A 22545-nucleotide genomic window follows, 5' to 3' on the forward strand; every position below is an offset into this window, starting at 1 on the left:
TTTATGCTGTAAAATCCACTCATACAGCAATCTTTACAGGATAAGATGAAGTGATATGTTTTGAGAAAGGGTAAAAAGATATTGCTTGGAATCTAAAGAAAGAAAAGCTGGAGTTACAAGGATAGAGATATTTTACTCTATCCCCCCCCCCCGTTAAATTTTTATCTATTTGTAAAGAGAGATTCTTATTGGAATAATGCGTGGTGGATTCTTGCAAACTACTTTGCGAATTGCTTTTGTTGGCTAGGCTTGGGCTTATGCGAGAGATATTTTGTGAAACTTCTAGCGGATTGTTATAAAGCAGAGAGTTTGGGGCAACAGCGGTATTGTGAGCTAAAATCATATTGCTCCCTAAAAAACTTCCTTCGCCGATGTGGCAGTTACCATTGATGACACTTGCGGTGGAGAGATGACAAAAATCTTCTACAACGCAGTCGTGTTCCACAAGGGCTTTGGAGTTAATGATACAAGCTGTGCCGATTTTAGCATTCGCATTCACAAGGGCGTGGTGCATAATGATACTTCCCTCCTTAAGATTCACTCCCTTTGCGATATAGGCAAGTGGGGATATGATAGTGGGGAGATTATAGCCTATGGTTTTAAGATTTTGGTAAATACGCATTCTGTGAGTTGGCGTTTTAATCTGTCCAAGGGCGATAAAGGCGATTTTGACTTGAGTATATAAAGATTCTAGCAATTCATCTCCGCCAAGTATAGGGTAGCCTAGCACTTCGCTAATGCCATTTTGTAAGGCATTAGAATCTACAATGCCACAAATCTTAAAGCGATTTTCCTTCTCTATCACATCAATACAAGCCCTAGCGTGTCCGCCACCGCCGATAAGCACAAGCTTTGGCTTAATATGATGAAGTATGTGGAATCTTTTAGCCATCAGCTAGACTTTTTAAGGCTATGGATTCTCGCACTGCTTGGGATATTGACAATCCTATCACGCAAGAATCTGGCATTTTTTAGCTCATCGCTTTGGCAGTGGCGATACATATTAAGTTCATTATTAAGCTTCCAAATAGGGCGTGTCATAATGCCTTGAGCGTTGCTCTGCTTTAAAAACTCATCACGCAAAGATTTGGAATCTAGTAGTAGGGCATTAAGCCAAAAATTAGGCTGTGTGCCTACTCTAGCACCTATAAAGCTACAATGTAATTGCGTAGCAAAAAACGCTTCATATTCTTTAGCAATGTCTTGCTTATCGCGTAAAAATGCTGGGAGCTGCTCTATTTGAGCTAGGGCTAGGGCTGCGTTGATATTTGGAAGACGATAATTGAAACCTAGCATATCGTGTTTATACTCGTAAGGGTGGGGGATTTTAGCCGTGGTGGTAAGGTGCTTAAGCTTTTTTGCTAATGCTTCATCTTGGGTAAGAATCGCCCCACCGCCACCGCAGGTTATGGTTTTGTTACCATTGAAGCTAAGGATTCCGCAGATTCCAAAGGTGCCGGTGTGGATTTGTGAATCTTTACTCTTTTGAGAATCTGTGTGGCATACATAGCTCCCTAAGCTCTCCGCACTATCTTCAATGAGTAAAATCCCCCATTCATCGCATATTGCTTTAATCTCTTGGATTCTTGCAGGGTGTCCAAAGGTGTGCATTGGCACACAGGCTTTAAGAATCTTGCCACTTTGCTTGTTGTAGGTAACGCCCCCCTTTTTTATTGCATAAGATTCTAAAAAGGCTTTGAGTGAGAGTGGGGATAGTCCCATTGTGTCTAAATCCACATCAATATATACCGGAGCGGCTCCCGTGTAGGCAATGGCGTTGCTTGTGGCGATAAAGCTTAGAGGCTGGGTTATCACTTCGCATTCTGCATTGACATTCAGGGCGTGAAGTGTAGCGTGTAGGGCTGAAGTGCCATTTGTGGCGGCTATGGCGTATTTACTAGAGCAAAACTTGGCAATTTCCTTTTCAAATGAATCTACAAACGCCCCTACACTTGAGACAAAGCCGCTATCAATACATTCTAAAAGATATGCCTTCTCATTCCCCATAAATCGTGGCTCGTGTAATGGGATAAAGCCCTGCGGACTATCATAAAGCTCACGGATAAAGCTAAAAATATCATTAAAATCACTCATAGAACCCATAGATTCTAACCCCTTTTTGTGTTGTTATCGTGCAATAATCTGGTATTGTAGCAAAAAAACTATCTTAGAGAAAATTATCGCTTGGGATTATAGCAGGTTTATTGCCTTGGAGCAATGTATCAATCGCTACATTATAGGATATAGCTCGGCAGTTTTCACACGCACCTTTGGCAAATTTCTCGTGTAGCTTGGCAATCGCTTCATTATGTCTTTTTGCATTCCATAAGTCTAAAAATCTCTGCTCGTTAAGATTGCCTAGGCTATATTCTTTGTTGCCTATAAGGGGTTGGCAGAGATACACTTCGCCATCATAGTTTATAAATACATTGCTCCGCATAGCAATGGCGTTGCATAACACGCTTTTTTGGAGTTTAGGCAGGTATGTGCTGCCATAATGCCCCACACCATTATTTTTGACATTAATAAGATTTGTCGTGGCGGGGTTTATGTGTGAAAGTCCATTTTCTATCTGCTTTAATACACTTTGCTTTTGCTCTTCACTCAAATTAATGGAGCGTTTCTCATAATCCACCGCAGGGATAAAGATAATATAATCAAAGCCCTCTTCCATAGCCTTTTTGTAGGTGTTAAAAATCTCTTGGTAATTAATGCCATTGATGACACATCTTGCCCCAACGATGAGTTTAGAATCTTGATCTTTTAGCTTTTTGGGCAGTGAGAATTGCCCCTCAAAATGATTAGCTCCCACGATTGCCTTATACTGCTCCTCTTTTGTGGAATACACTGACACGGCAATGTAGTTAAATTGTCGCAAGAGCTTATAATGCTCAGGCTTAATCGCCACAGAATTTGTGATAAGGGCTACTTCCATTTGTGAATCTAGCATCATTTGAGCATAATCGTGCCATTTGCTAAGGGTAGTTGGTTCTCCACCACCGGAGATATAGGCGGCTTTTGTGCCAAGGGAGCTTAAGTCTTTGATTGTTTGGGTGATGACTTCGGGGCTTAGGCGGGATTTGTTTTGGCGTCTTTGTCCGTAGCTACAATGTACGCAGTTGTAATTACAGCTCGCACACCAGTGAAATTCCGCAGCAATGGGTGGTAAAGAGTTTAGTATATCCCCCCCCCCCGTTAAAATTCTCTCTCTTATGCTTTCATAATGTGGAATAATTTTATTAGAATCTAGCAAGGTGGCGAGATTCACTTTTGGGCGATTCGTTTCTCCACTATTGACATTTTGTGTGGGGTTTGTGTTTTGTGAAGTTGGCATTTTTTCTCCTTTGGATTTTTTTAGATATTGTAAATATCACTTTTGTATTTAGCAAGATTATTTGGGTTTGAAAACCACTCAATTGTTTCCTGTAAGCCTTCTTTGAGTGTGTATCGTGGGCTAAAGCCTGTGAGAGATTGAATCTTTGTATTATCACACCACAAACGGAAGACTTCGCTCTTTTCGGGGCGGATTCTCTGCTTTTCTGTGATAAATTCCACATCACTTTTCATTAGCTCTTTTATCAGCTCTAGTGTATCGTGGATACTTATTTCAGCATTTGAGCCGATATTGATAACTTCGCCTATGGTATTTTCCGCTAAGGCTAGAGCGATAAATCCCGCACAAGTATCTTTGACATAGTTAAAATCCCGCGTTGGCGTCGTGTCGCCTAGCTTAATCTGCTTTGCCCCATTGGCAATTTGCGTAATGATAGTTGGGATAACCGCCCTTGCACTCTGCCTTGGTCCATAGGTATTAAAGGGTCGTGCTATGGTAAGGGGCAGACAAAAGGCGTTATGAAAACTCATTGCAATGGCATCTGCACCGATTTTACTTGCGGAATATGGGCTTTGAGGTTGTAATGGGTGCTTTTCATCAATGGGGACATATTGTGCCGTGCCATAGACTTCGCTTGTGCTTGTGTGGATAATGCGTTTCACACCTGAATCTAGTGCAGCTTGGCAGATATTGAGTGTGCCTTTGATATTAGTATCCACATAGCTATCTGGTGCAACATAAGAATAGGGAATGGCGATGAGTGCGGCAAGATGAAATACCATATCCACACCTTTACAAATATGCTTACAAAAATGCGGGTCGCGTATATCGCCACTTATCACTTCAATAGAATCCAAACAATCAATATCTTCAAGCCAACCCCACGAGTTAAAGGAATTATATAAGCTTAACGCCTTAATTTTTGCGTTAAAAAATACTGAATCTTGTATTTTGCTTTGCTCATAAAGGGCCTGTGTAAGATGAGAGCCGATAAAGCCATCTGCTCCTGTGATTAGAATCTGCATAAATCTCCTTTTATTTTTATTAAAACAACGCATTGACTTGTTCAATAAAGTCCATTGCATCAACATTTGTGCCATTTACCACAATGCCAAAATGCAAATGCGCCCCACTTACGCGTCCTGTATCGCCACTTTTGGCAATGACTTGCCCTTGCTTTACCATATCCCCTTGCTTGACTAGGAATTCATCAAGGTGAAAATACACACTATACACGCTAGAGCCGTGATCAATGTAGATTGATTTGCCTGAAAGGTAGCGATCCTGCACGAGGGCTACTTTTCCGTCATTTGTAGCAAGGATAGGTGTGCCAATACTGGCGCGTAAATCTGTGCCGCCGTGGTAGCTATTAACCTTGCCATTAAAGATTCTAGCACTCCCATAAGGGCTAGTGATAGCAGAATCTAGCGGCTTGATAAAAGGCTTATCCCACAAACGCCCTTTTGTGATGGTGGCATAAGTTTTCACAGCGGCATTTTTTTCTTGTTCTATGCGTTTTGCTACTTCATTAGAATAGCTCACTTTATCGTTGGCGACATTGATTTGCTCCTTTTTTGGATAGTCTTTTTGGAGAATCTTGATTGTTTGCGGACTAGATTCTGTTTGCTTTGGGCTATGCAAGGTTTTAACGCCCTCGTCATAATAGCCTATGGGAATAAAGGCTATAAATTCCCCCTTTTTACTAGGGTGAAGCATATAATGCAGGGATTTTTTGCCATTATTGTAGTTAAGTGGGTTTGGCGTAGAAGTTTGATAAATAAAGATTGTGCCATTATAGGCTGTGGGGACTTTAGGGCTTTGTGTCTTGGCATAGAGATTTGACATTTGAAATGTCATAAGCAAGGCTAGTAAAGCAGTTCTAAACCGAATCTTGTGAAAAAAAAGCATATAAATCCTTTGTGTTATAAGAATCTAAAAAGGCGGGATTATAGCAATTCAAAGCTTAGATTAAAGAATGTTGCGATAAAATCGCCACCTTTGTTTTCTAAAAGCAAAAATAACACTTCAATTCACAAGGATACGCGATGTATGCAATTTTTAAGAATGGAGGCAAACAATACAAGGTTGTTGAAGGGAGCATTGTGCTACTTGATAAGATGAGCCTTGAGCCGAAGTCAAAGGTTGAATTGAACGAAGTTTTAGCCATTGTAAGCGATGATAAGGCACAAATTGGTGATCCTTTTGTAAAGGGTGCTAAGATTGAAGCGGAAGTCATTAACGAAGGCAGGGGCAAAAAGGTCGTTACATTCAAAAAACGCAGAAGAAAAGACAGTAAGACAAAAAGAGGTTTTAGACGCGATTTTACTCGTGTGAAGATTCTCAAAATCATAGCAAAATAAAGGAGTAGAAATGGCACACAAGAAAGGTCAGGGTAGCACCCAAAACAACCGCGATTCAGCTGGACGCCGCTTAGGTGTGAAGAAGTTTGGTTCTCAATTTGTGCGTGCGGGGAGTATCATTGTCCGCCAAAGAGGCACGAAAGTGCATCCGGGCGATAATGTAGGACTAGGCAAGGATCATACGATTTATGCGTTGATTGATGGGATTGTGAAATTCCAGCAAAAAGACAAAAACCGCAAGAAAGTTTCTGTTATCCCCGCTTCTTAAAACTTTTAGATTCTGCATTACGGCAGAATCTGGCTATTTTGAATTTTTCCTATTCTCACCCTCTTCCTTTTCCCATTTATCCATTTTAAAATCTTAAAAATCCTTGGCATAAAATAGGCTATTTTGTTAGCTTTACTTACTTTTTGCATATAAGGTTCTAAAGGCTTTAATAGTGGGCGGACATATTTAGGATCAGATTCAAAACTCACAGCACCAAAAGCATATACAGCCCTCACTTGTAAAAATTCTATAAGTTTATTTTTTAATGCTAATTGAGAATCGTCCAAACTCTCAATATAGGCTAAAAGTCCAAGACAAATATAAGTGCAGGAGTAGGCAAAGTGATAGTGCTTGATTTTATAACTATTAGCAAATGTGTAGGCTATCTCTGCAAGATAGGGTGGATAGGGCTTGAGCGTGGAATCTTGTTTAAGCGTATGATCGCTTGTAGAATCTGCCCTTAAGCGATAGATATATAGGGGATTTGGTAAAATTTTGATAGCTTTTGCCTTAGCAAAAAGGAGCATACCAAAGAGTGCATCTTCACTTTGGATTTGCGGAGCAAATCGGAGTTTTTCACATAATGATATATGAAAAACTCCCCCACACACACACGAGAAGCCTTCTATATTAGCCCATATCTCACTTGCATTTAATGGCTTTTCAATCGCTTTGCTATCAAGTTTAAGCCACTCTAAAATACTTTGTTCATAAGGGCTTGGGCTTATGCCATCTTCATAAATATACTTCGTATCGTGCCAAATAATATCGCATTCCCCTATATTCTCTATACATTGCTCTATACAATCAACGCTTAACATATCATCAGAATCTACAAAATGTATATATTCAACTTGTTTTGGTGGTGTAGGGGAGTGAGAAAAAATAATGCAAGAATAAATGGAATAATCAAGCGGTTTAGATAAAGAATTTAGCTTATACCCCCCCCCCCAATAGCTACATAGCTAGAAGCAAAAGAAAAAGTCTCTCCTGTAAGATAGTCTATATGATTGGCACTAAGGGCATTTGGCTTAAGCGTAGCCTGAAAGGTAAAAGGCATAGATTGATAATCAAAAGTGGTATATGTAGGGTTTATAGAATCTACTGTATCTAATGCTGTGCATTTTGGCTCAAAAAGTGGCGTTAGAACAAAGCCATTGCTTACATATTCAATCCCCGCATTTCTCGCACTCCCTTGTCCTCCATTGCTTTTGCATATAAGTGTGATTCTATAATCTTTTTCAAAATATGCTTTTGCTATATCAGTGCTTTTATCTGTGCTTCCATCATCAACGAGTATAATCTCTAGATTCTTATATGTTTGATTGATAAGAGAATCTAAGCAATCTTTTAAATACTTCTCCACATTGTAAATTGGCACGATAATGGCGACTTTTGGCTGATATGAATTTGTATCTTTTGACATTGTAACGCTCCTTGGTTGGTTGATTGTAGGGAATGTTTGGAATTATAGCGTATTATTTTATTAATGTTTTGATTTTGCAAAAATTAGAGTGTAGGAAAGTGTATGTTTGTAGATAGTGTGGATATTTTTATCGCTTCTGGTAAGGGTGGAGCTGGGGCTGTGAGCTTCCGCAGGGAAAAGTTTGTGATTCAAGGTGGTCCTGATGGCGGCGATGGCGGCGATGGCGGCGATGTGTATGTGGAGGTGGATAATAATACTGATACGCTTTCAAAATTCCGCGGAGCAAGGCATTATAAGGCTAAGAATGGGCAGCCCGGTGGGGCTAGGCGGTGCAGTGGCAAGAGAGGGGAGGACATTACTATTAAAGTGCCTTTGGGGACGCAGATTCTAGATTTTGACACAAAAGAGATTATTATTGATATGGATAAATGCCCTATGCGTTCGCGTTTGCTGAAAGGTGGCAAGGGTGGGCTAGGGAACTCGCATTTTAAAAACTCCACAAATCAAGCACCAACTTACGCTCAAAGTGGCTTAAGCGGGGAGGAGCGACATATTGCTTTGGAGTTAAAGCTGATTGCTGATGTGGGGCTTGTGGGCTATCCTAATGTCGGTAAATCCACACTCATTTCTGTGCTATCAAACGCCAAGCCAGAGATTGCGAATTATGAATTTACCACGCTTGTGCCAAATCTTGGTGTGGTTGATGTGGGGGATTATAGCTCGTTTGTGGTGGCGGATATTCCGGGCATTATTGATGGGGCAAGTGAAGGCAGGGGGCTAGGCTTAGAGTTTTTAAAGCATATTGAACGCACTAAAATGTTGCTATTTGTGCTTGATGTGAGTAGGGATATGGATATTTCCTTACAATTTGAAAGCTTGTGTAATGAGCTAGGAAAGTTTTCACACACGCTTCAAACCCGCCCCTTTGGCATTGTGCTAAGTAAAAGTGATACTTTGGGTGGAAGTGATTTAGAATCTAGTTTTAACGCATTTGTGAAAAAGCATTTTCCTGCGATGCGGGGTTTATCGGGGGAATGTGAGATTGTAGCAGAATCTTTAAGGCAGGAGAGTTTAGATTCTATGTTTGACACGCAGAGCGATATACAAAAGACACAAGATTCTAAAAATTTATGTTTTGTTATGACAATCTCTAGCGTGGCAAATCAGCGGATTGATAGGCTAAAAAGTCTTTTGGCAAAGAGTTTAAGTAATTCTCATTCAACTCAAAATAAAACAAAGGAATACAATGAAAAGTAAAATAATATTGCGGGGGGGGGTGCCCTTCAAAGCTAAAAAATAGAATACAAAGTCTTTGTGCCTTCTTACAGATAAATAATTTCTTTGTTTGTGCTAATTTTTTAAATATTGACACAAACTTTTTAGGGGTGGGTTATGCTAACCTCTAAAGTTTTGTTGCTTGTGCAAGGACAAATAGATGTGTTCTTTTCTAGGCTAGATTCTCTAAAGCTAGAATCTAGCGATGTGAAAAGGGCGTTAGACGCATTTTGGCGTTGCAATAAGCAAATTTGCCTTAAGTATTATGAAACTCAATTAAGCATAGAAGATTTTTATCATACTGATAAATATGCGACATTTTTGTATTTTCTTTCACACTCTCTGTATAAAGCAGATAAGGCAAAACTCGCCACAAAGGTGTATTATTTAAATAAGATTCTACACGGGATTGATATATATTATGAGATATGTCTGCCCGAAGTGTTTTATCTCACTCACCCTGTGGGAAGTGTATTTGGCAGAGCAGGATATGGGAATTATCTTTGCGTGTATCAAAACTGCACTATTGGGGGCGATACACGAGATGGCGAGATATGTTATCCTACTTTGGGTGAAGGCGTGGTGCTATGTGCGTCAAGCAAGGTTATTGGGACGTGTCAAGTTGGCGATAATGTCATCTTTGGTGCAAATGCGTTTATTATCAATACAGATGTGCCGAGCAATTCCATTGTGGTTGGCTCGTATCCACATCATAGAATCCTGCCTAGCAATCACAATGTGCTAAAAGAGTTTTTTGGGATAGACAAAGATTTGTAAATAAAGATTCTAAAGACTAGTTTCTAATTTTGCTTAGAAAGTCTTTAAGTCTTGGGGTTTGGGGGTTTTCAAAAATTTCTTGCGGAGTGCCTTGCTCTATGATTTTACCCTCACTCATAAAGATAATGCGACTCCCCACTTCCCTAGCAAATCGCATTTCGTGCGTTACACACACCATACTCATACCCTCATTTGCCAAATCCCGCATTAAATCAAGCACTTCGCCCACCATTTCAGGATCAAGTGCAGAAGTTGGCTCATCAAAAAGCATAACTTCAGGCTTATTCATAAGCGCTCTGGCAATGGCTACGCGTTGCTTTTGTCCGCCGCTTAGGCGGGAGGGATACACATCTTGCTTATCAAGTAGTCCTATGCGTTTAAGCAGTGTTTGGGCTTTTTGTTTAGCTTCATTTTCATTTAAGAGTTTTAAAAGTGTGGGGGCAAGGGTGAGATTTTGCAAAACGCTAAGATTATTAAAAAGATTAAAATGCTGAAACACCATACCCATTTTTGTCCTAGCCTTGTTTAAGTCCCAAGAATCTTGCTTGTTTTGAGGGAAAATCATCTTACCATCAAGCCAAATCTCGCCAGAACTAGGCACTTCTAGGAGATTCAAACAACGCAGCAGGGTTGATTTACCACTCCCGCTTGGTCCTATGATGACAACCTTTTCGCCTATTTTAATATGGAGATGAATATCTGCTAATACAAGCTTAGAATCAAAATATTTTTTTAGCCCACTAATGCGTATCACTTGCTCGTAACTTCCTTTCATAGAGTTTCACAAGATAGCTTGCACACATCACAAGTAGCAAGTAGGCTAGGGCTAGGAAAAAGTATGGAAACATATATTCATAAGTCGCACTGCCTATGCTTTTAAACGCATAAGTCAAATCGTGAACCGTGATGTAGTTTGCCACGGAAGTTTCTTTCAATAAGGCGATAAACTCATTACCCAAAGTTGGCAGGGAATTTTTCAACGCTTGGGGGAAGATGATATAACGCATACTTAAACTTGAGCTAAGCCCCAATGCCCTTGCAGCTTCATCTTGCCCTTTATCAATGCTTAAGATTCCACTGCGGATAATCTCACTCACATACGCTCCACTATTTAGCCCAAAAATCACCACCGCCACAAGTAACGCACTCATACCCTTTAGCCCAAAGGCTGGGAGAATCACAAAGTAGATAAAAAGTAGCTGCACCACAATGGGTGTCCCGCGGAAAAAACCAACATAGGCTTTTAAAAACACACATAAGATTCTATGCGGGATTGAAGGGGTTTTGTGCGTAATGGCAATGGCTACAAGTGTGCCGACAATCACGCCAATGATGAGAGCGGCAATAGCAAGCAGCAGTGTCGTGCCAAGCCCTTCTAGGATAAGCTTGTAGCCGCCATTTGTAATAAACTGGTGATAGAAAAGCTCGTATTTTTGTGTGAGTTCCATATAGTCCTATTGTGCGTAATATTTATTGATGATAGATTCTAATGTGCCATCTTGCCGGATTTCATTGAGAATAGCATTTATAGAATCCTTAAGCTCTTTATCATTAGGTGCTATGCCAATAGCGTATTTTTCATTCGTCAAGGCAATATCAATGAGCTGTGTGCCACTATTTGCCTTGACAATCTCACGCGCTGGCATTTCATCAATAATCACAATGTCAATCTGCTCATTTTTCATAGCAATTGCAGCTAATGCCCCATTTGAGAAGCTTTTTACCTGTGCGTTATGGAATCCTTCAAAGCCCCAATCGCTATCGCCTTTAGCGTAAAACTCGCCCGCTGTGCCGACTTGCACACCAATTTTAAGATTTGGAATAGATTGAAGTGTTTTTAAAAGCTCTTCTTTTGTGGTGATATTTGCAAATCGTGTATCATTAGCCCTAGCAATTACCATTTGTGAAGCACTAAAATAAGTTTGGCTAAAATCAATAACTTTGGAGCGCGTGTCGTTAATCGTCAAGCCTGAAAGGGCGATATGCGCGTTTCCACTTGCAAGTGAAGTAACCACAGAATCAAACTCCATATCTTTAATTACAAGCTTTTTGTTAAGCTTTTTGGCAATGACTTCAGCAATATCCATATCAATACCCTTAAATTCCTTGCCATCAATATATTCAAAAGGTGCAAAATTTGCCGAAGTGGCTACAACAAGATCATTATCACTGCACGCATTGAGAGTAAATATACCTAGCGTTGCTGTAAGTAATGCTAGGCTTTTAGCCCATAGCGTGAGAGATCTACAAGATTCTAGCAGCTTCATCAATGTTTTCATTTGAATGTCTCCATAAAAGATAATTTAAGATTTTATAAATTAAAGGGCTTAATTGTAATGTCTTAAGCTTAAAATAAAGCCTTGAGCTGTGAATTTTGGATAGATTTATGCGAAATAGTATAGAATCTGGGCAGTTTTGGTATGCCTTGTGGGGCATAAAGATACTATTTGAAGTTAAAAGGTGCAGATTCTATGTGGTTAGCAGGGATTGATGAGGCTGGGCGAGGCTGTATTTGCGGGGCGTTGTTTGTTGCTGGTGTGATTGGGAGAGAGGAAAATATTGCACATTTTGGTGCAAAAGATAGTAAAAAGCTATCCCCAAAGCAAAGAGAGCGTATCTATCAAACTTTGTTAGAATCTCAACATAAGGGCGAAATAGGGTTGTTTGTGGCACAGATTGAAGCGTGGGAGATTGATAAGTTTGGTTTAAGCATTGCGATGAAAAATGGCATAGAGCAGATTCTGTGTAGAATTGCGGATTTTGCTACTTTGCAAAATCTTATAGGGCAAAATGTGGAACAAAACACCGCAAAACACAATCTTTTAGAACAAGATGTAGAGCAGAATCCTACAGATTCCACGGATTCAAAGAATGCTTTACAGGAAATAATAATGGATGGCAATACAACCTTTCAGGCTAAGATTCCACATATCCTTACACAAAGTGGCGTTGGGGTGCAGACTTTGGTGAAAGCCGATGATATTATGCCCATTGTATCCTGTGCGTCTATCGTGGCAAAAGTGAGTAAGGATAGGCAAATGCACGAGCTTGATAAGCTGTATCCGCAGTATTTTTTAGCTAAAAATAAGGGCTATGGGACATTGCAACATAAAAAAGCCATCGCCAAAAATGGATATTGTCCCCATCACCGCAAAAGTTTTAAGATTCTTATGCAAGAATGTTTATTTTAACTTAAAATTAAATATAAAAGAGATAAAATCCAAGTCGCTTTCAGTTTAAAATAAGGAAATGGGGTTTGCTATGTTGCCGAGTTGGAGTGAAAAATTTAGCGTTCATCACGAGATTATTGACCAGCAACATCAAATATTATTTGACCTTGCACATAAGGCGTATAAGATTGCCAACAGCCACACTACGCGCAATGAAGTCAAAGATATGATTACCCAATTTTTTGATTATATGAAAACGCACTTTAAAGATGAAGAGCAGTATATGCAGGCGATTGGCTATCCACGCTTGGAGGAGCATAGGAAGATTCACCGAAAAATCGTTGCTGATATGGCAGCTATGGTAAAAAGTATTCACTCGGCAAATGAGCTAAAAGACAAAATTATGATTATGGCGCAAGACTGGCTTTTGACACATATTTTGCAAGAAGATATGCAGATTGAAAAATATCGCAAAGAAGCTCAAAGTAAGAATCCAACCAAACAACCTCAAAAATTTTACCTTTATACTTGTGCGTGTCCGGGCAAGGAGCATAAACTCACAGAATCTATGCATATTTTTGTGAAAAATAGCACACAAAGTATTCGCTGCAAAGAGTGTCAGCAGAGCATTAAGGTTCAAAATGCACTTGGATAAATCACTTAGCTTAAGGGGGAGATATGCTACCAGATTGGAGCGATGATTTTAGCGTTCATCACGAGATTATTGACCAGCAACATCAAATGCTTTTTGCTTTGGCTCATAAGGCGTGTCGTATCGCTAATAGCCCTAGTTCAGCCAATGAAGTAAAGATGATCCTTATTGAGTTTTTTGATTATATGAAAACGCACTTTAAAGATGAAGAGCAGTATATGCAGGCGATTGGCTATCCACGCTTGGAGGAGCATAGGAAGATTCACCGAACAATTGTTGCTGATATGGCAGGAATGGTAAAAAATGTGCATTCTGTGGAGATTCTAAAAGAGATGATTTCAACAATCGCTAAAGACTGGCTTTTGACGCATATTTTGCAAGAGGATATGCAGATTGAAAAGTATCGCGAAGAGCAGTTGGAGAAAAATGCGAGTTGTGAAGTGCGAGATGTCAAGCACTATTATTATACTTGTGCGTGTCCGGGCAAGGAGCATAAACTCACAGAATCTATGCATATTTTTGTGAGTAATTCTACCCACCCCATTAATTGCAAAGAATGCCATCAACGCATTCATTTTAAAGCACAACGCTAGAATCTTTGGCTAGAATCTTACCTACCGCTAGATTCTAGTAGCTCATCTTAAATCTATAACCCAATTTGAATCTCACTTTTTCCTTGAGTGATAATATTTATATATTGCTTATAAATTTTCTTATAATCAGGCAGAATTGCGTTGTTGAGGTCGCTAAACCACATTAGCTTAAAATCCTTAAAGTGTGAATTGTAGTAGGTATAAATCAGCTCTGCCCTAGGATTTTTCACTTTCACCTTGCCATTTTCAAGCTTTTCAATCTCCACGCTTCCTAGCATTCCTATGCGTTTATTTGTGCCTTTTTGTGCGGAGATAAGATTCCCAAGTGAGTAAAATATTAAAGTATCTCCTATGTATTCTGCGGGTTGCACAACATGCGGATGTGTGCCGATGACTAAATCCACTCCCAAATCCGCCAAAAGCTTAGCATATTTTCTCTGCTCTACACTTGGCTCAAACTCATACTCAATCCCCCAGTGCATTGATACAATCAGCAAATCCACTTTATCGCGTATAGCCTTAATGTCCTTTTCAAGCATTGCCTTTGTATAGACATTCACAAGATATTCTTTGCCCTTTGGAACGGGGATTCCATTTGTGCCGTAAGTGTAGGCTAAAAGTGCGTATGTAATGCCATTTTTTTCTAGAATCTGTGGAGTATCACGCGTTTTTAAAGATTCATAGCTTCCAGCGGTGAGAGCAGGTTTGTCTTTCCAGTATGCAAGGGAGGAGCGTATAGCCTTTTCACCCCTATCAAGCGTGTGATTATTGGCTAATGAGATAAGATTAAAGCCTAAAGAGAGTATATTATCGCCAAATTCTTGTGGGGAGTTAAAGGCAGGATAAGTGCTTAAGCCAAGCTCCTTGCCACCTAAAATCGTCTCTTGATTATAAAAAGCAAGGTCATATTTTGGGACAACATCTTCAAGTGCTTTAAGCATAGGGCTAAAGTCGTAATGGTTATTTTCCCTTTTTGCATCATTATATACAGAAGCGTGCAGCAGGGCGTCTCCAGCCATAATAAGTGTGAGTTTAGAATCTGTGTAAGCAGAAAGCGAAAGATTTAAAATGACACAAAATACAAAAAACAGCTTTTTCATTGATATTCCTTTGTGTTTGGGATTATATTGCTTTAGGGTTATGGCTAGATTCTAGTGTGTTAAGAATCTGCTGAATTGCGTTTATATCTTTTAGCCCTGCGGATTTTTCCACGCCAGAGTTTATATCAAGTAGAGAGGGTTTGAGTGCTAGAAAGCTTTTTAGATTCTGCGGATTAATGCCCCCAGCAACGCACAAATACCGCTCCTTAAGCGATAAAAGCACATCTTTTGCCACGCTTTTACCAGAGCCTCCCCCTTGAATACTTTTAGAATCTATAAGGCAGAATGCCCCTGCGTATTCCTTGCTAAAATCCTCTAAATTCTCTACATTTTGTGCTACATAGTAGCAATACAGGGCGTCTTCAAGCGAAGTGTTGGCATACATTTTTGGTGTTTGTGGATTAAGGCTATGGAGCTGAATCCCATCAATATAACCCTCTTTATACAGCGTTTTAGCGGTGTTTAAGGAGTGTTTATCATTCACCACAGCTATGCGTAAAATATGCGGATAAAGCTTTTGCAGGGCTTTTGCTATGTTTTGAATCTGCTTAGATTCTATAAAACGCGGAGAGTTTTTAGCTAAAATAAAGCCTAACATATCCACCCCACCATAAGTTTCTAACTCGCCTATTTGCAGGGCATCATCAAGGCTTGTAATACCACATATTTTAATAAGAATCTTTTCTCTGTGCCATTTGTGAAACACATCATTACAGAATCGTGGCTTTTGCGTAAAGCCAAGCTCAAAGGCTTTTTTAAGTGATTGAATAGCGTGAGTTGGGTTTTTGTGAGCTACAAGGTAGCTACCGCATAATAATCCATTAAAGCCTAGAGAGCCTACCATAAAGCCACTTGAAGCTGAATCTATGCCAGATTCAAAAATGACTTTGCTTGTGGGCAGAGAATCTTGTAAAGATTGTCGCAAGATACAAGCGGAGGGTATATCAATCTCAAAAGTGTGGAGATTGCGTGAATTCACACCCACAAGGGCGGGTTGCAATGGAGAGATAAAGTCAATCTCTCTTTGATTATGCACTTCAAGTAAGGGCGTAATGCCAAAAGATAGGCATTTTTCATAAATCTTTTGAAGTTGCAAAAAGCCATCTTTTTCATCAATAAACATCGCCGCAATAAGCAGCACCATATCCGCCCCAGCACGATAGCTAATCTCAATCTCTTGTGAATCTTGTATAAAATCTTTGCGTAAAACACAGGCATTTGGATAGGTAGCTTTAACCTGCATTAAATCTCTCAAACTCCCATTGAAATGTCGCTCTTCGCACAGCACAGATATGGCTGAAGCTCCGCCATTAAGATAGCTCTGTGCTAAATGTGTAACTGAATGTATATCCCCTATATGCCCAGCTGAAGGCGAGGCGCGTTTAATCTCTGTGATAATGAGTGGCTTATCTAGCTTTGGTGGGATAAGTGGGTGGATTCTATTTTGTGGGATAGTATGTCCAAAGTCTAAGCCCTTTGTGGCGATATCTTGTGATCGTTTGGCGATAATTTTAGCTAGGACTTCTACCATAAGCTTATGTATTCCTTAAGTGATATGAGATAGGTGGATAGGGCGTATTCTAGCATAGCTTGGGCAATATTAAAAATAATATGAAAGATTGAGTGTGCCTGAATATGTCTTAAATTGCGTGTGAGATTGAGCGTATAGGGCATAAAGGCTAAGTGAGATGTGTTTATGTAAAGGCACAGAGCCACCTAAATGAAGTGTGTAGCCAAGCGTTTGCGGGTTTGTAAAGTAAAGTGGTGAATTGCCAAAATAGGCTGTTGTCTGCGAGGTAGAGGTTGGGACATATTGTAGATTTAGCCCACCAAAGAGAATATGACGAGATCCAAAATAATAACACATTTGAGTGCCTAGCAAGAGACTTAGCGTGTGGTATTGCTGGGCTTTAAGAGAAAGTGTTGGCATAGTTGCATTATTTGCTTGAAATTCAGCAAATTCCCCCTGCGTACCAAGCGTGTAAGAAAGCCCTAAAAATGGCTTAAGATAGAATCTGTGATAGTTTATAGGATAGCCAAGTGTGCTTTGCAATCCTAGCTCGTTGTAGGAGAGTTTGCCCTGAAAGGTGCTTGAGCTAAAAAAGACTTCGCGTTTGCTTGTATGCTGTGTGTTACCATAATAAGCAAGGAGTGTTAGCTTAAGCTTTGGGAAAGTGAGTTTGCTATATGTGCCGATAAGCGATGCGGTTGAGTTAAGGTAGGTTTGTGTAGAATTTAAAGCACTTGTGCCTTGAGAAGTTGCATAAGTGGCAAATACACTGAGAGAATACGCATTGTGTTGCACTGAAGTGCTTAGGCTTGTGCCATAAAGTGGGGTGGAGAGGTTTGCACTACTTGCATTTGAGACAAAAGGAGTGAGATTAAATGAAAATCTTTTCATCGGCGGCTGATAGATAAGGGGCAATGTGGTGTTTTGCATAATGCTCCAAAGGCTTAAGCTAGGGGCTTGTGTGCTTAGTATATTCGCAGAAGTGTCAATATTGGAACTCAAATTTGTGAGAAACGCCCTATCGCCATAAGTATAAAGGCTCTTTGAATCTTGCCCTAAATTACTTTCAAGGCTTGTTAGAATACTGTTTTGATTTTTATCTAGGCTTTGGAGAAAGGTATCAATAGCTTGGGTGTTCTTTTCAAGCTTGATAGAGCCATTGCCTTGCGAGCTAGAGTTTATAAACTCACTTTTGCCCCCACTAGCTAGAATCTCTATATTTGTATTTCCACTTAATGTGCCTGTGATAAGCTGATGTGAGCCTAGTTCTGCTCTGGCAATATCTACTTGAATCTTGCCTTGATTATCTACATTGCCGATGAGTTGTCCTAGCTTACCATTATATGAGCCAAAGATAAGGCTACTATCTGCGGCATTTGTCATACTACCATCTACCCTAATGCTCCCACCATATAAAATCCGCGGATTCTATTCCAGCATAGCTTAAGGCAAACTGCGTAAAAGCCACAAAATCACGCAAAAATCATTACAAAATGAAACAGATAGAATTTTCTCATATTAATGATGTTACTAAACTGCCATATTTTTCAAAAAAATCAAACATTTATTTTATTGCGTGATAGCCTTTAAGTTTGAAGTGTTTAGACTTAGAGCCATAATCCATCTTACAAAATAAAGGAGTGTTATGAATAAGATTCTTAGCATAGGATTGTGGGCGATTGTTTCGCTCATTGGTGCTTACTGCTTTGGTGTTTTGGCTCTGCATACGGGTGAAAGCATTTCAGCAGTGTGGATTGTGGTAGCGGCGGTATGTATTTATGCCATAGCGTATCGTTATTACTCTAAATACATCGCTTTTAAGGTGTTAGAGCTTGATGATAATCGTGCGACACCTGCGGTTGTGAATAATGATGGACGCGATTTTGTGCCGACAAATAAAATCGTGCTTTTTGGACATCATTTTGCTGCTATTGCTGGGGCTGGTCCGCTTGTTGGTCCTATCCTTGCGGCACAAATGGGGTATTTGCCAAGTATGATTTGGATTGTTGTGGGTGTTGTGATAGCTGGGGCGGTTCACGACTTTACCGTGCTTTTTATCTCTATGCGTAGGAATGGTAAGTCTATCGGTGAAATCATTAAGCTTGAGCTAGGTAAGGGTGTTGGAAGTATCGCAATGGTTGGGATTCTAGGCATTATGATGTTGATTATTGCGATTTTGGCTCTTGTGGTGGTAAATGCCTTGGCTGAATCTCCGTGGGGACTTTTCACAATCGCTATGACAATTCCCATTGCCATTTATATGGGGCTTCATATGCGTTTTATCCGTCCGGGTAAAATTGGCGAGGCAAGTGTCATTGGCTTTGCACTCTTGCTTTTAGCCTTGTATTATGGGCGTGATGTTGCGGCAAATCCGCAGTTAGCAGAGATTTTTACACTCTCTCCGGTAACACTTACTTATGTAATGATAGTTTATGGCTTTGTTGCGGCGATTTTGCCGGTGTGGTTCTTACTTGCTCCGCGTGATTACCTTAGCACATTCTTAAAGATTGGTGTTATTGTGCTTATGGCAGGTGGAATCTTGGTGGTTATGCCTGAAGTGCGATTTGAAAGCGTTACAAAATACATTGATGGCACAGGACCTGTCTTTAGCGGACAGCTTTTCCCATTCTTGTTTATCACCATTGCTTGTGGGGCTATTAGCGGATTCCACGCTTTAATCTCAAGTGGGACAACGCCAAAAATGCTAGAGAAAGAATCTCACGCACGAATGGTGGGTTATGGCTCTATGATTATGGAATCTGCAGTGGCTGTAATGGCACTTATCGCAGCGGTGATTCTCACCCCCGGGCTTTATTTTTCAATCAATGTCGCTCCTGCAGCACTTGGCACAGCTGGGGTAAAAGATGTCGCAGAAGCAGCAGCCATTGCTGCACAGACGATTAGTAGCTGGGGCTTTGTCATCACGCCTGAAGACATTCTTGGTATGGCAAAAGAAGTAGGAGAGCCAACGATTCTAAGTAAGACCGGTGGAGCACCGACATTTGCTATTGGACTAGCGACCATCATCTCTCAAGTGCCACTTTTCAATCAAGGCTCTATGGCATTTTGGTATCACTTTGCGATTTTGTTTGAAGCGTTGTTTATTCTTACTGCTGTTGATGCGGGGACTAGAGCAGGACGCTTTATGGTGCAAGATGTGCTAGGGAATGTGTATAAGCCTATTGGTAACATTCACTCAATGTTTTGGGGTGTCGTGGCGACATTAATTTGTGTGGCTGGTTGGGGTTATATCCTTTATCAAGGTGTTACAGACCCACAAGGTGGGGTAAAATCACTTTGGACACTCTTTGGTGTTTCTAATCAAATGTTAGCGGGAATGGCGTTGCTCACCGTGATTGTGGTGCTTTTCAAAATGGGTAAAGCAAAACAAGCTTGGGTAGCTATCGTCCCGGCAGCTTGGGTGCTTATTAGCACGCTCTATGCTGGAATCTTAAAACTTCTCCCAGCAAATGGTGAAAAGGTGCACGATGCGGTAAGCCACATAGCATTATGGCAGATTAATAGCCAAAAGGCAGCGGCAACTATGCAAAAGATTCAAGAAACAACAGATGAAAGTGTCATTGCAAACCTTACAGCTGAAGCGGCAAAATTTGCTACTATTGCAAATAATAATCTCATCAATGCTTTGCTTTGTGGCTTGTTTATGGTGGTTACTTGTTTGATTTTGATTAAATGCGTGATGATTTGTTGGCGTTGTGCTAATGGAGAGAAACTCCCAATGGCTGAAAGTCCATATCGCAAGGCAAGTGATTTTGAAGGGCGTATGGCAGGAGCACATTAAAAGTGCGTTAGATTCTGCCTTTTAGATTCTTGCTTATGATTCTAAGCTTAGTTGCTTAGAATCTCCGCCTTTGTAGGAGTGGCTTTTAGGCTTATCTTACGGGGCGGAAATCCATAAAGACTCTGTTAAGCTCAATGTAAAGTGAAAAAATGTGAAATCCTGTATCGTTTTGAAATAATGTAGGGTAGGCGTAAGGCTCATTATATTTTTTTTTATATAAAATGTTGTGATCACAAAAAAAAGTTACAAGGCAATCTATGGAATAAAGGTATATAGGACTTATGCGGAGGTTTGAGATGAAAAGGTATATTTTTTTGCTGTGTGGAATCTCTCTGTGTTTATTGCAGGGGCGTGAGAGCATTGATAGGATTGGGATTCAGGAGGCGTGGTTTAATCACAAGGCTGGAAAGAGTGAGTTTAACGCCGCACATACGATGATTTATTATGAGTATGAGACGATTTATGATAATCGCTTCGCACATAATATGTTTGTAGGTCTTGGTGGCAGTGCTGGGAATCTTAATGGTATTGCTCCTGTTGCGGGTTCTGAATTTTTAAGCACAGCACCGGTGCGTGGGGGTATGGGGCTGAATATTGATTTTAATTTTGGCTTGGGCTATTACTTCATCACACGCACAAGGGATAACCCGCTCTATCTTGGCATAGGATTGCGTGAATCTGTTGGGGCGATTGGCTATGTCAATATGCCTGTTATGGGGGAGTTTAGTGGGACTTATCTGCCTTTAGAATTACGCGGTGATGTAGCCTTAAATCATAAAGTAAAGCTAGAATACATTGCTGCGTATGATGTGCTTTTGGCTGCAAGTGGTGCGACAGTTGTGTATGGCGGTGGAAATGCACAGCATAAACTTACATTTGATGGAGGGCAAAATGCTCTGCGTTTTGTGCTGGGGCTTCGGTATTATGTGAATGCCACTTCCTTTTTCTTTACTCAGCTTTATGCGAGATTTGAAAGCTTAGGTGCATCTTCAAGCGTCAATGTCAGTATGCCAGCAGATTCTACCACGCCGGGTGTAAAAGCGAATGCAACTGCTACAATCCATTATCCTAAATCCCACACAAGCTTTGTAGGCTTACGCGTGGGCTTTGGGTTTTAGAAGGTGCTGTGATGAAAACTAGAATCTTAACTCAATTTAAAGCCTGTGTGCTAGGTATGCTATGTGTGGGTTTTGGCATATTTGGCGTGATAGAAGGCATAGCAGATGAAGAATATATCGCTTATGGCAGTCAAAAAAGCCTTATGAAAAGTGGCTTGTATCGCTCTTTGGGCTTTTATACGGGCTATCATCATTATGGCGAAGTAGGGCGTGATGGCTCTAGGGTAATGAGAATAGATACCGCAACTTTTGGGCTTATGGGGGAGCTTGGCTTGGTAAATCCTTTGGGAATAAAGCTTGAGGGGAGTGCAAGGCTTGGGTATGCACTTGGAATCTACACAGGCAGCATACTTGATACAGACAATACACAAAGGAATGGGCAAAAGCTTGTCAGTATGATGGGTATGTTTGCTGGTGATGTGGAGCTAAGGGGCGGATATAATCTTTTGAAATATTCTCAAAAGGCGAGTTTGTATCTCCAAGGTGGTTTGGGCTATTTTTTCAACCGCACAGAATTTATGGCAATGGATAGACTTCAAGGCTACTTGTATGTGCCGCTTGAGCTTGAGGGTGAAGCACATATAGGCAATAAAGGTGTGTTAAACTATGGCTTAGGCTATCGGTATTTAATTTTTGGTAATCATCTCTCCACCGCCTCGGAGTATGGATTCAATGATGATTATTATGTAACGCAAAAAAATGGCTTTGGACTAAGTGTCTTTATCGGTCGCACATATTATGGTGAAGATTCTACAGTGCGGTCTATCCGCTTAGTGTATAAGTATTGGCACATTGGTGCAGCAGATCCTATGCGAACAAGCAGTAGCATTACAAGTGCTCCCACAGCAATCTATGAGCCAGAAAACTCAACGCATAGGCTACTTTTGCAGTATAGTTATAGATTCTAAAAAGAGAGTGTAAAAAAGTGAAAAAACTATTTGCTAGGCTTAAAGCTCTCTATCGGCGAAGTGATAGATTCTTTCACTTGCTGGTGGGTATGCCAAGCTATGATAAATATGTGGAACATATGAGAATCCACCACCCCGATAAGATTCCAAAAACGCAAAAAGAGTTTTTTGCCGAGGCATTAGAGGCAAAATACGGAGCGGGTAGGACAAAGTGCTGATAAGGATAAACTCGCAAGGTTTGCGATGACAAAA

General features: G+C 40.4%; 23 protein-coding genes and 1 pseudogene. 11 read left to right on the forward strand and 13 right to left on the reverse strand.

Annotated features, from left to right (window positions below; all coding sequences use genetic code 11):
• Window positions 1–19: 19 nt before the first annotated feature.
• The 5 genes from HCCG_RS05630 to pgp3 form a co-directional block, all read right to left on the reverse strand.
• Window positions 20–892, reverse strand: a complete 873-nt coding sequence (locus HCCG_RS05630; RefSeq protein WP_034548174.1) for a NeuD/PglB/VioB family sugar acetyltransferase — start codon at window positions 890–892, stop codon at window positions 20–22.
• Window positions 892–2103, reverse strand: a complete 1212-nt coding sequence (locus HCCG_RS05635) for a LegC family aminotransferase (RefSeq protein ID WP_014666839.1) — start codon at window positions 2101–2103, stop codon at window positions 892–894. The genes HCCG_RS05630 and HCCG_RS05635 overlap by 1 nt, the downstream gene beginning before the upstream one ends.
• Window positions 2104–2167: 64 nt before the next feature.
• Window positions 2168–3334 carry a radical SAM/SPASM domain-containing protein gene (locus tag HCCG_RS05640; protein WP_002956480.1) on the reverse strand — a complete coding sequence of 389 codons (1167 nt, stop codon included), beginning with the start codon at window positions 3332–3334 and terminating at the stop codon, window positions 2168–2170.
• A 20-nt stretch (window positions 3335–3354) separates the two neighbouring features.
• Window positions 3355–4359 carry an NAD-dependent 4,6-dehydratase LegB gene (locus tag HCCG_RS05645; protein ID WP_002956481.1) on the reverse strand — a complete coding sequence of 335 codons (1005 nt, stop codon included), beginning with the start codon at window positions 4357–4359 and terminating at the stop codon, window positions 3355–3357.
• A 19-nt stretch (window positions 4360–4378) separates the two neighbouring features.
• Window positions 4379–5242 carry a peptidoglycan metallopeptidase Pgp3 gene (gene pgp3, locus HCCG_RS05650; protein WP_002956482.1) on the reverse strand — a complete coding sequence of 288 codons (864 nt, stop codon included), beginning with the start codon at window positions 5240–5242 and terminating at the stop codon, window positions 4379–4381.
• Window positions 5243–5379: 137 nt separating this feature from the next.
• Between pgp3 and rplU the strand changes: the two genes are divergently transcribed.
• Window positions 5380–5694: a 50S ribosomal protein L21 gene (rplU, locus tag HCCG_RS05655; RefSeq protein WP_002956483.1), complete on the forward strand. Its 315-nt coding sequence runs from the start codon at window positions 5380–5382 to the stop codon at window positions 5692–5694.
• A gap of 10 nt (window positions 5695–5704) precedes the next feature.
• The gene (rpmA, locus tag HCCG_RS05660; protein WP_002956484.1) at window positions 5705–5962 is read left to right on the forward strand and encodes a 50S ribosomal protein L27; all 258 of its coding nucleotides are present in this window, start codon (window positions 5705–5707) and stop codon (window positions 5960–5962) included.
• 17 nt (window positions 5963–5979) lie between these two features.
• Here rpmA and HCCG_RS05665 read toward each other — a convergent pair whose 3' ends face one another.
• Complete coding sequence (locus tag HCCG_RS05665; RefSeq protein ID WP_002956485.1) at window positions 5980–6783, reverse strand: hypothetical protein; 804 nt, start codon at window positions 6781–6783, stop codon at window positions 5980–5982.
• A 323-nt stretch (window positions 6784–7106) separates the two neighbouring features.
• Window positions 7107–7388: pseudogene (locus HCCG_RS12565) on the reverse strand (glycosyltransferase family 2 protein); the annotation flags it as partial.
• A 102-nt stretch (window positions 7389–7490) separates the two neighbouring features.
• Between HCCG_RS12565 and obgE the strand changes: the two are divergent.
• Together obgE and HCCG_RS05680 are read left to right on the forward strand one after the other, a co-directional pair.
• The gene (obgE, locus tag HCCG_RS05675) at window positions 7491–8645 is read left to right on the forward strand and encodes a GTPase ObgE (protein WP_002956486.1); all 1155 of its coding nucleotides are present in this window, start codon (window positions 7491–7493) and stop codon (window positions 8643–8645) included.
• 135 nt (window positions 8646–8780) lie between these two features.
• Window positions 8781–9440 (forward strand): LbetaH domain-containing protein, encoded by a 660-nt coding sequence (locus tag HCCG_RS05680; protein ID WP_002956487.1) that lies wholly within the window; start codon window positions 8781–8783, stop codon window positions 9438–9440.
• A 16-nt stretch (window positions 9441–9456) separates the two neighbouring features.
• On the opposite strand, the gene HCCG_RS05685 is transcribed toward HCCG_RS05680, so the two are convergent.
• From HCCG_RS05685 to HCCG_RS05695, 3 genes are read right to left on the reverse strand one after another with little or no spacing between them, the layout of a single operon-like run.
• Window positions 9457–10194, reverse strand: a complete 738-nt coding sequence (locus HCCG_RS05685; protein ID WP_002956488.1) for an amino acid ABC transporter ATP-binding protein — start codon at window positions 10192–10194, stop codon at window positions 9457–9459.
• On the reverse strand, window positions 10181–10888 hold the full coding sequence (locus HCCG_RS05690) for an amino acid ABC transporter permease (RefSeq protein ID WP_002956489.1): 708 nt from the start codon (window positions 10886–10888) through the stop codon (window positions 10181–10183). Before HCCG_RS05690 ends, HCCG_RS05685 begins: the two co-directional genes overlap by 14 nt.
• A 6-nt stretch (window positions 10889–10894) precedes the next feature.
• Window positions 10895–11719 carry an ABC transporter substrate-binding protein gene (locus tag HCCG_RS05695; RefSeq protein ID WP_015453415.1) on the reverse strand — a complete coding sequence of 275 codons (825 nt, stop codon included), beginning with the start codon at window positions 11717–11719 and terminating at the stop codon, window positions 10895–10897.
• A gap of 168 nt (window positions 11720–11887) precedes the next feature.
• On the opposite strand from HCCG_RS05695, the gene HCCG_RS05700 reads away from it, so the two are divergent.
• From HCCG_RS05700 to HCCG_RS05710, 3 genes are read left to right on the forward strand one after another with little or no spacing between them, the layout of a single operon-like run.
• A complete protein-coding gene (locus HCCG_RS05700) occupies window positions 11888–12631 on the forward strand; it encodes a ribonuclease HII (RefSeq protein WP_230197909.1) in 744 nt (247 codons plus the stop codon).
• A 58-nt stretch (window positions 12632–12689) separates the two neighbouring features.
• Entirely contained in the window at window positions 12690–13265 is a 576-nt protein-coding gene (locus HCCG_RS05705; protein ID WP_002956493.1) for a hemerythrin family protein, read from the forward strand.
• 23 nt (window positions 13266–13288) lie between these two features.
• Window positions 13289–13855: a hemerythrin family protein gene (locus HCCG_RS05710; protein WP_002956494.1), complete on the forward strand. Its 567-nt coding sequence runs from the start codon at window positions 13289–13291 to the stop codon at window positions 13853–13855.
• 53 nt (window positions 13856–13908) lie between these two features.
• Here HCCG_RS05710 and HCCG_RS05715 read toward each other — a convergent pair whose 3' ends face one another.
• The 3 genes from HCCG_RS05715 to HCCG_RS05725 form a co-directional block, all read right to left on the reverse strand.
• The gene (locus tag HCCG_RS05715; RefSeq protein WP_002956495.1) at window positions 13909–14955 is read right to left on the reverse strand and encodes a CapA family protein; all 1047 of its coding nucleotides are present in this window, start codon (window positions 14953–14955) and stop codon (window positions 13909–13911) included.
• 22 nt (window positions 14956–14977) lie between these two features.
• Window positions 14978–16486: a bifunctional indole-3-glycerol phosphate synthase/phosphoribosylanthranilate isomerase gene (trpF, locus tag HCCG_RS05720; RefSeq protein WP_002956496.1), complete on the reverse strand. Its 1509-nt coding sequence runs from the start codon at window positions 16484–16486 to the stop codon at window positions 14978–14980.
• Between the two features lie 69 nt (window positions 16487–16555).
• The gene (locus HCCG_RS05725; protein WP_002956498.1) at window positions 16556–17848 is read right to left on the reverse strand and encodes an autotransporter outer membrane beta-barrel domain-containing protein; all 1293 of its coding nucleotides are present in this window, start codon (window positions 17846–17848) and stop codon (window positions 16556–16558) included.
• A gap of 262 nt (window positions 17849–18110) precedes the next feature.
• Here HCCG_RS05725 and HCCG_RS05730 point away from each other — a divergent pair, with 262 nt between their 5' ends.
• The 4 genes from HCCG_RS05730 to kcuS all read left to right on the forward strand — a co-directional run bounded on the left by HCCG_RS05730 (window position 18111) and on the right by kcuS (window position 22511).
• Window positions 18111–20267, forward strand: a complete 2157-nt coding sequence (locus tag HCCG_RS05730; RefSeq protein ID WP_002956499.1) for a carbon starvation CstA family protein — start codon at window positions 18111–18113, stop codon at window positions 20265–20267.
• Between the two features lie 296 nt (window positions 20268–20563).
• Window positions 20564–21385, forward strand: coding sequence for a hypothetical protein (locus HCCG_RS05735; protein ID WP_230197910.1), 822 nt, complete (start codon window positions 20564–20566; stop codon window positions 21383–21385).
• 11 nt (window positions 21386–21396) lie between these two features.
• The gene (locus HCCG_RS05740; RefSeq protein ID WP_034548182.1) at window positions 21397–22293 is read left to right on the forward strand and encodes a hypothetical protein; all 897 of its coding nucleotides are present in this window, start codon (window positions 21397–21399) and stop codon (window positions 22291–22293) included.
• Window positions 22294–22310: 17 nt separating this feature from the next.
• A complete protein-coding gene (gene kcuS / locus HCCG_RS05745; protein WP_002956502.1) occupies window positions 22311–22511 on the forward strand; it encodes a KCU-star family selenoprotein in 201 nt (66 codons plus the stop codon).
• The last annotated feature ends 34 nt before the right edge of the window (window positions 22512–22545 follow it).

The sequence above is a fragment of the Helicobacter cinaedi CCUG 18818 = ATCC BAA-847 genome, assembly GCF_000155475.1.
In the GTDB taxonomy this organism is placed as follows: Bacteria; Campylobacterota; Campylobacteria; order Campylobacterales; family Helicobacteraceae; genus Helicobacter_C; species Helicobacter_C cinaedi.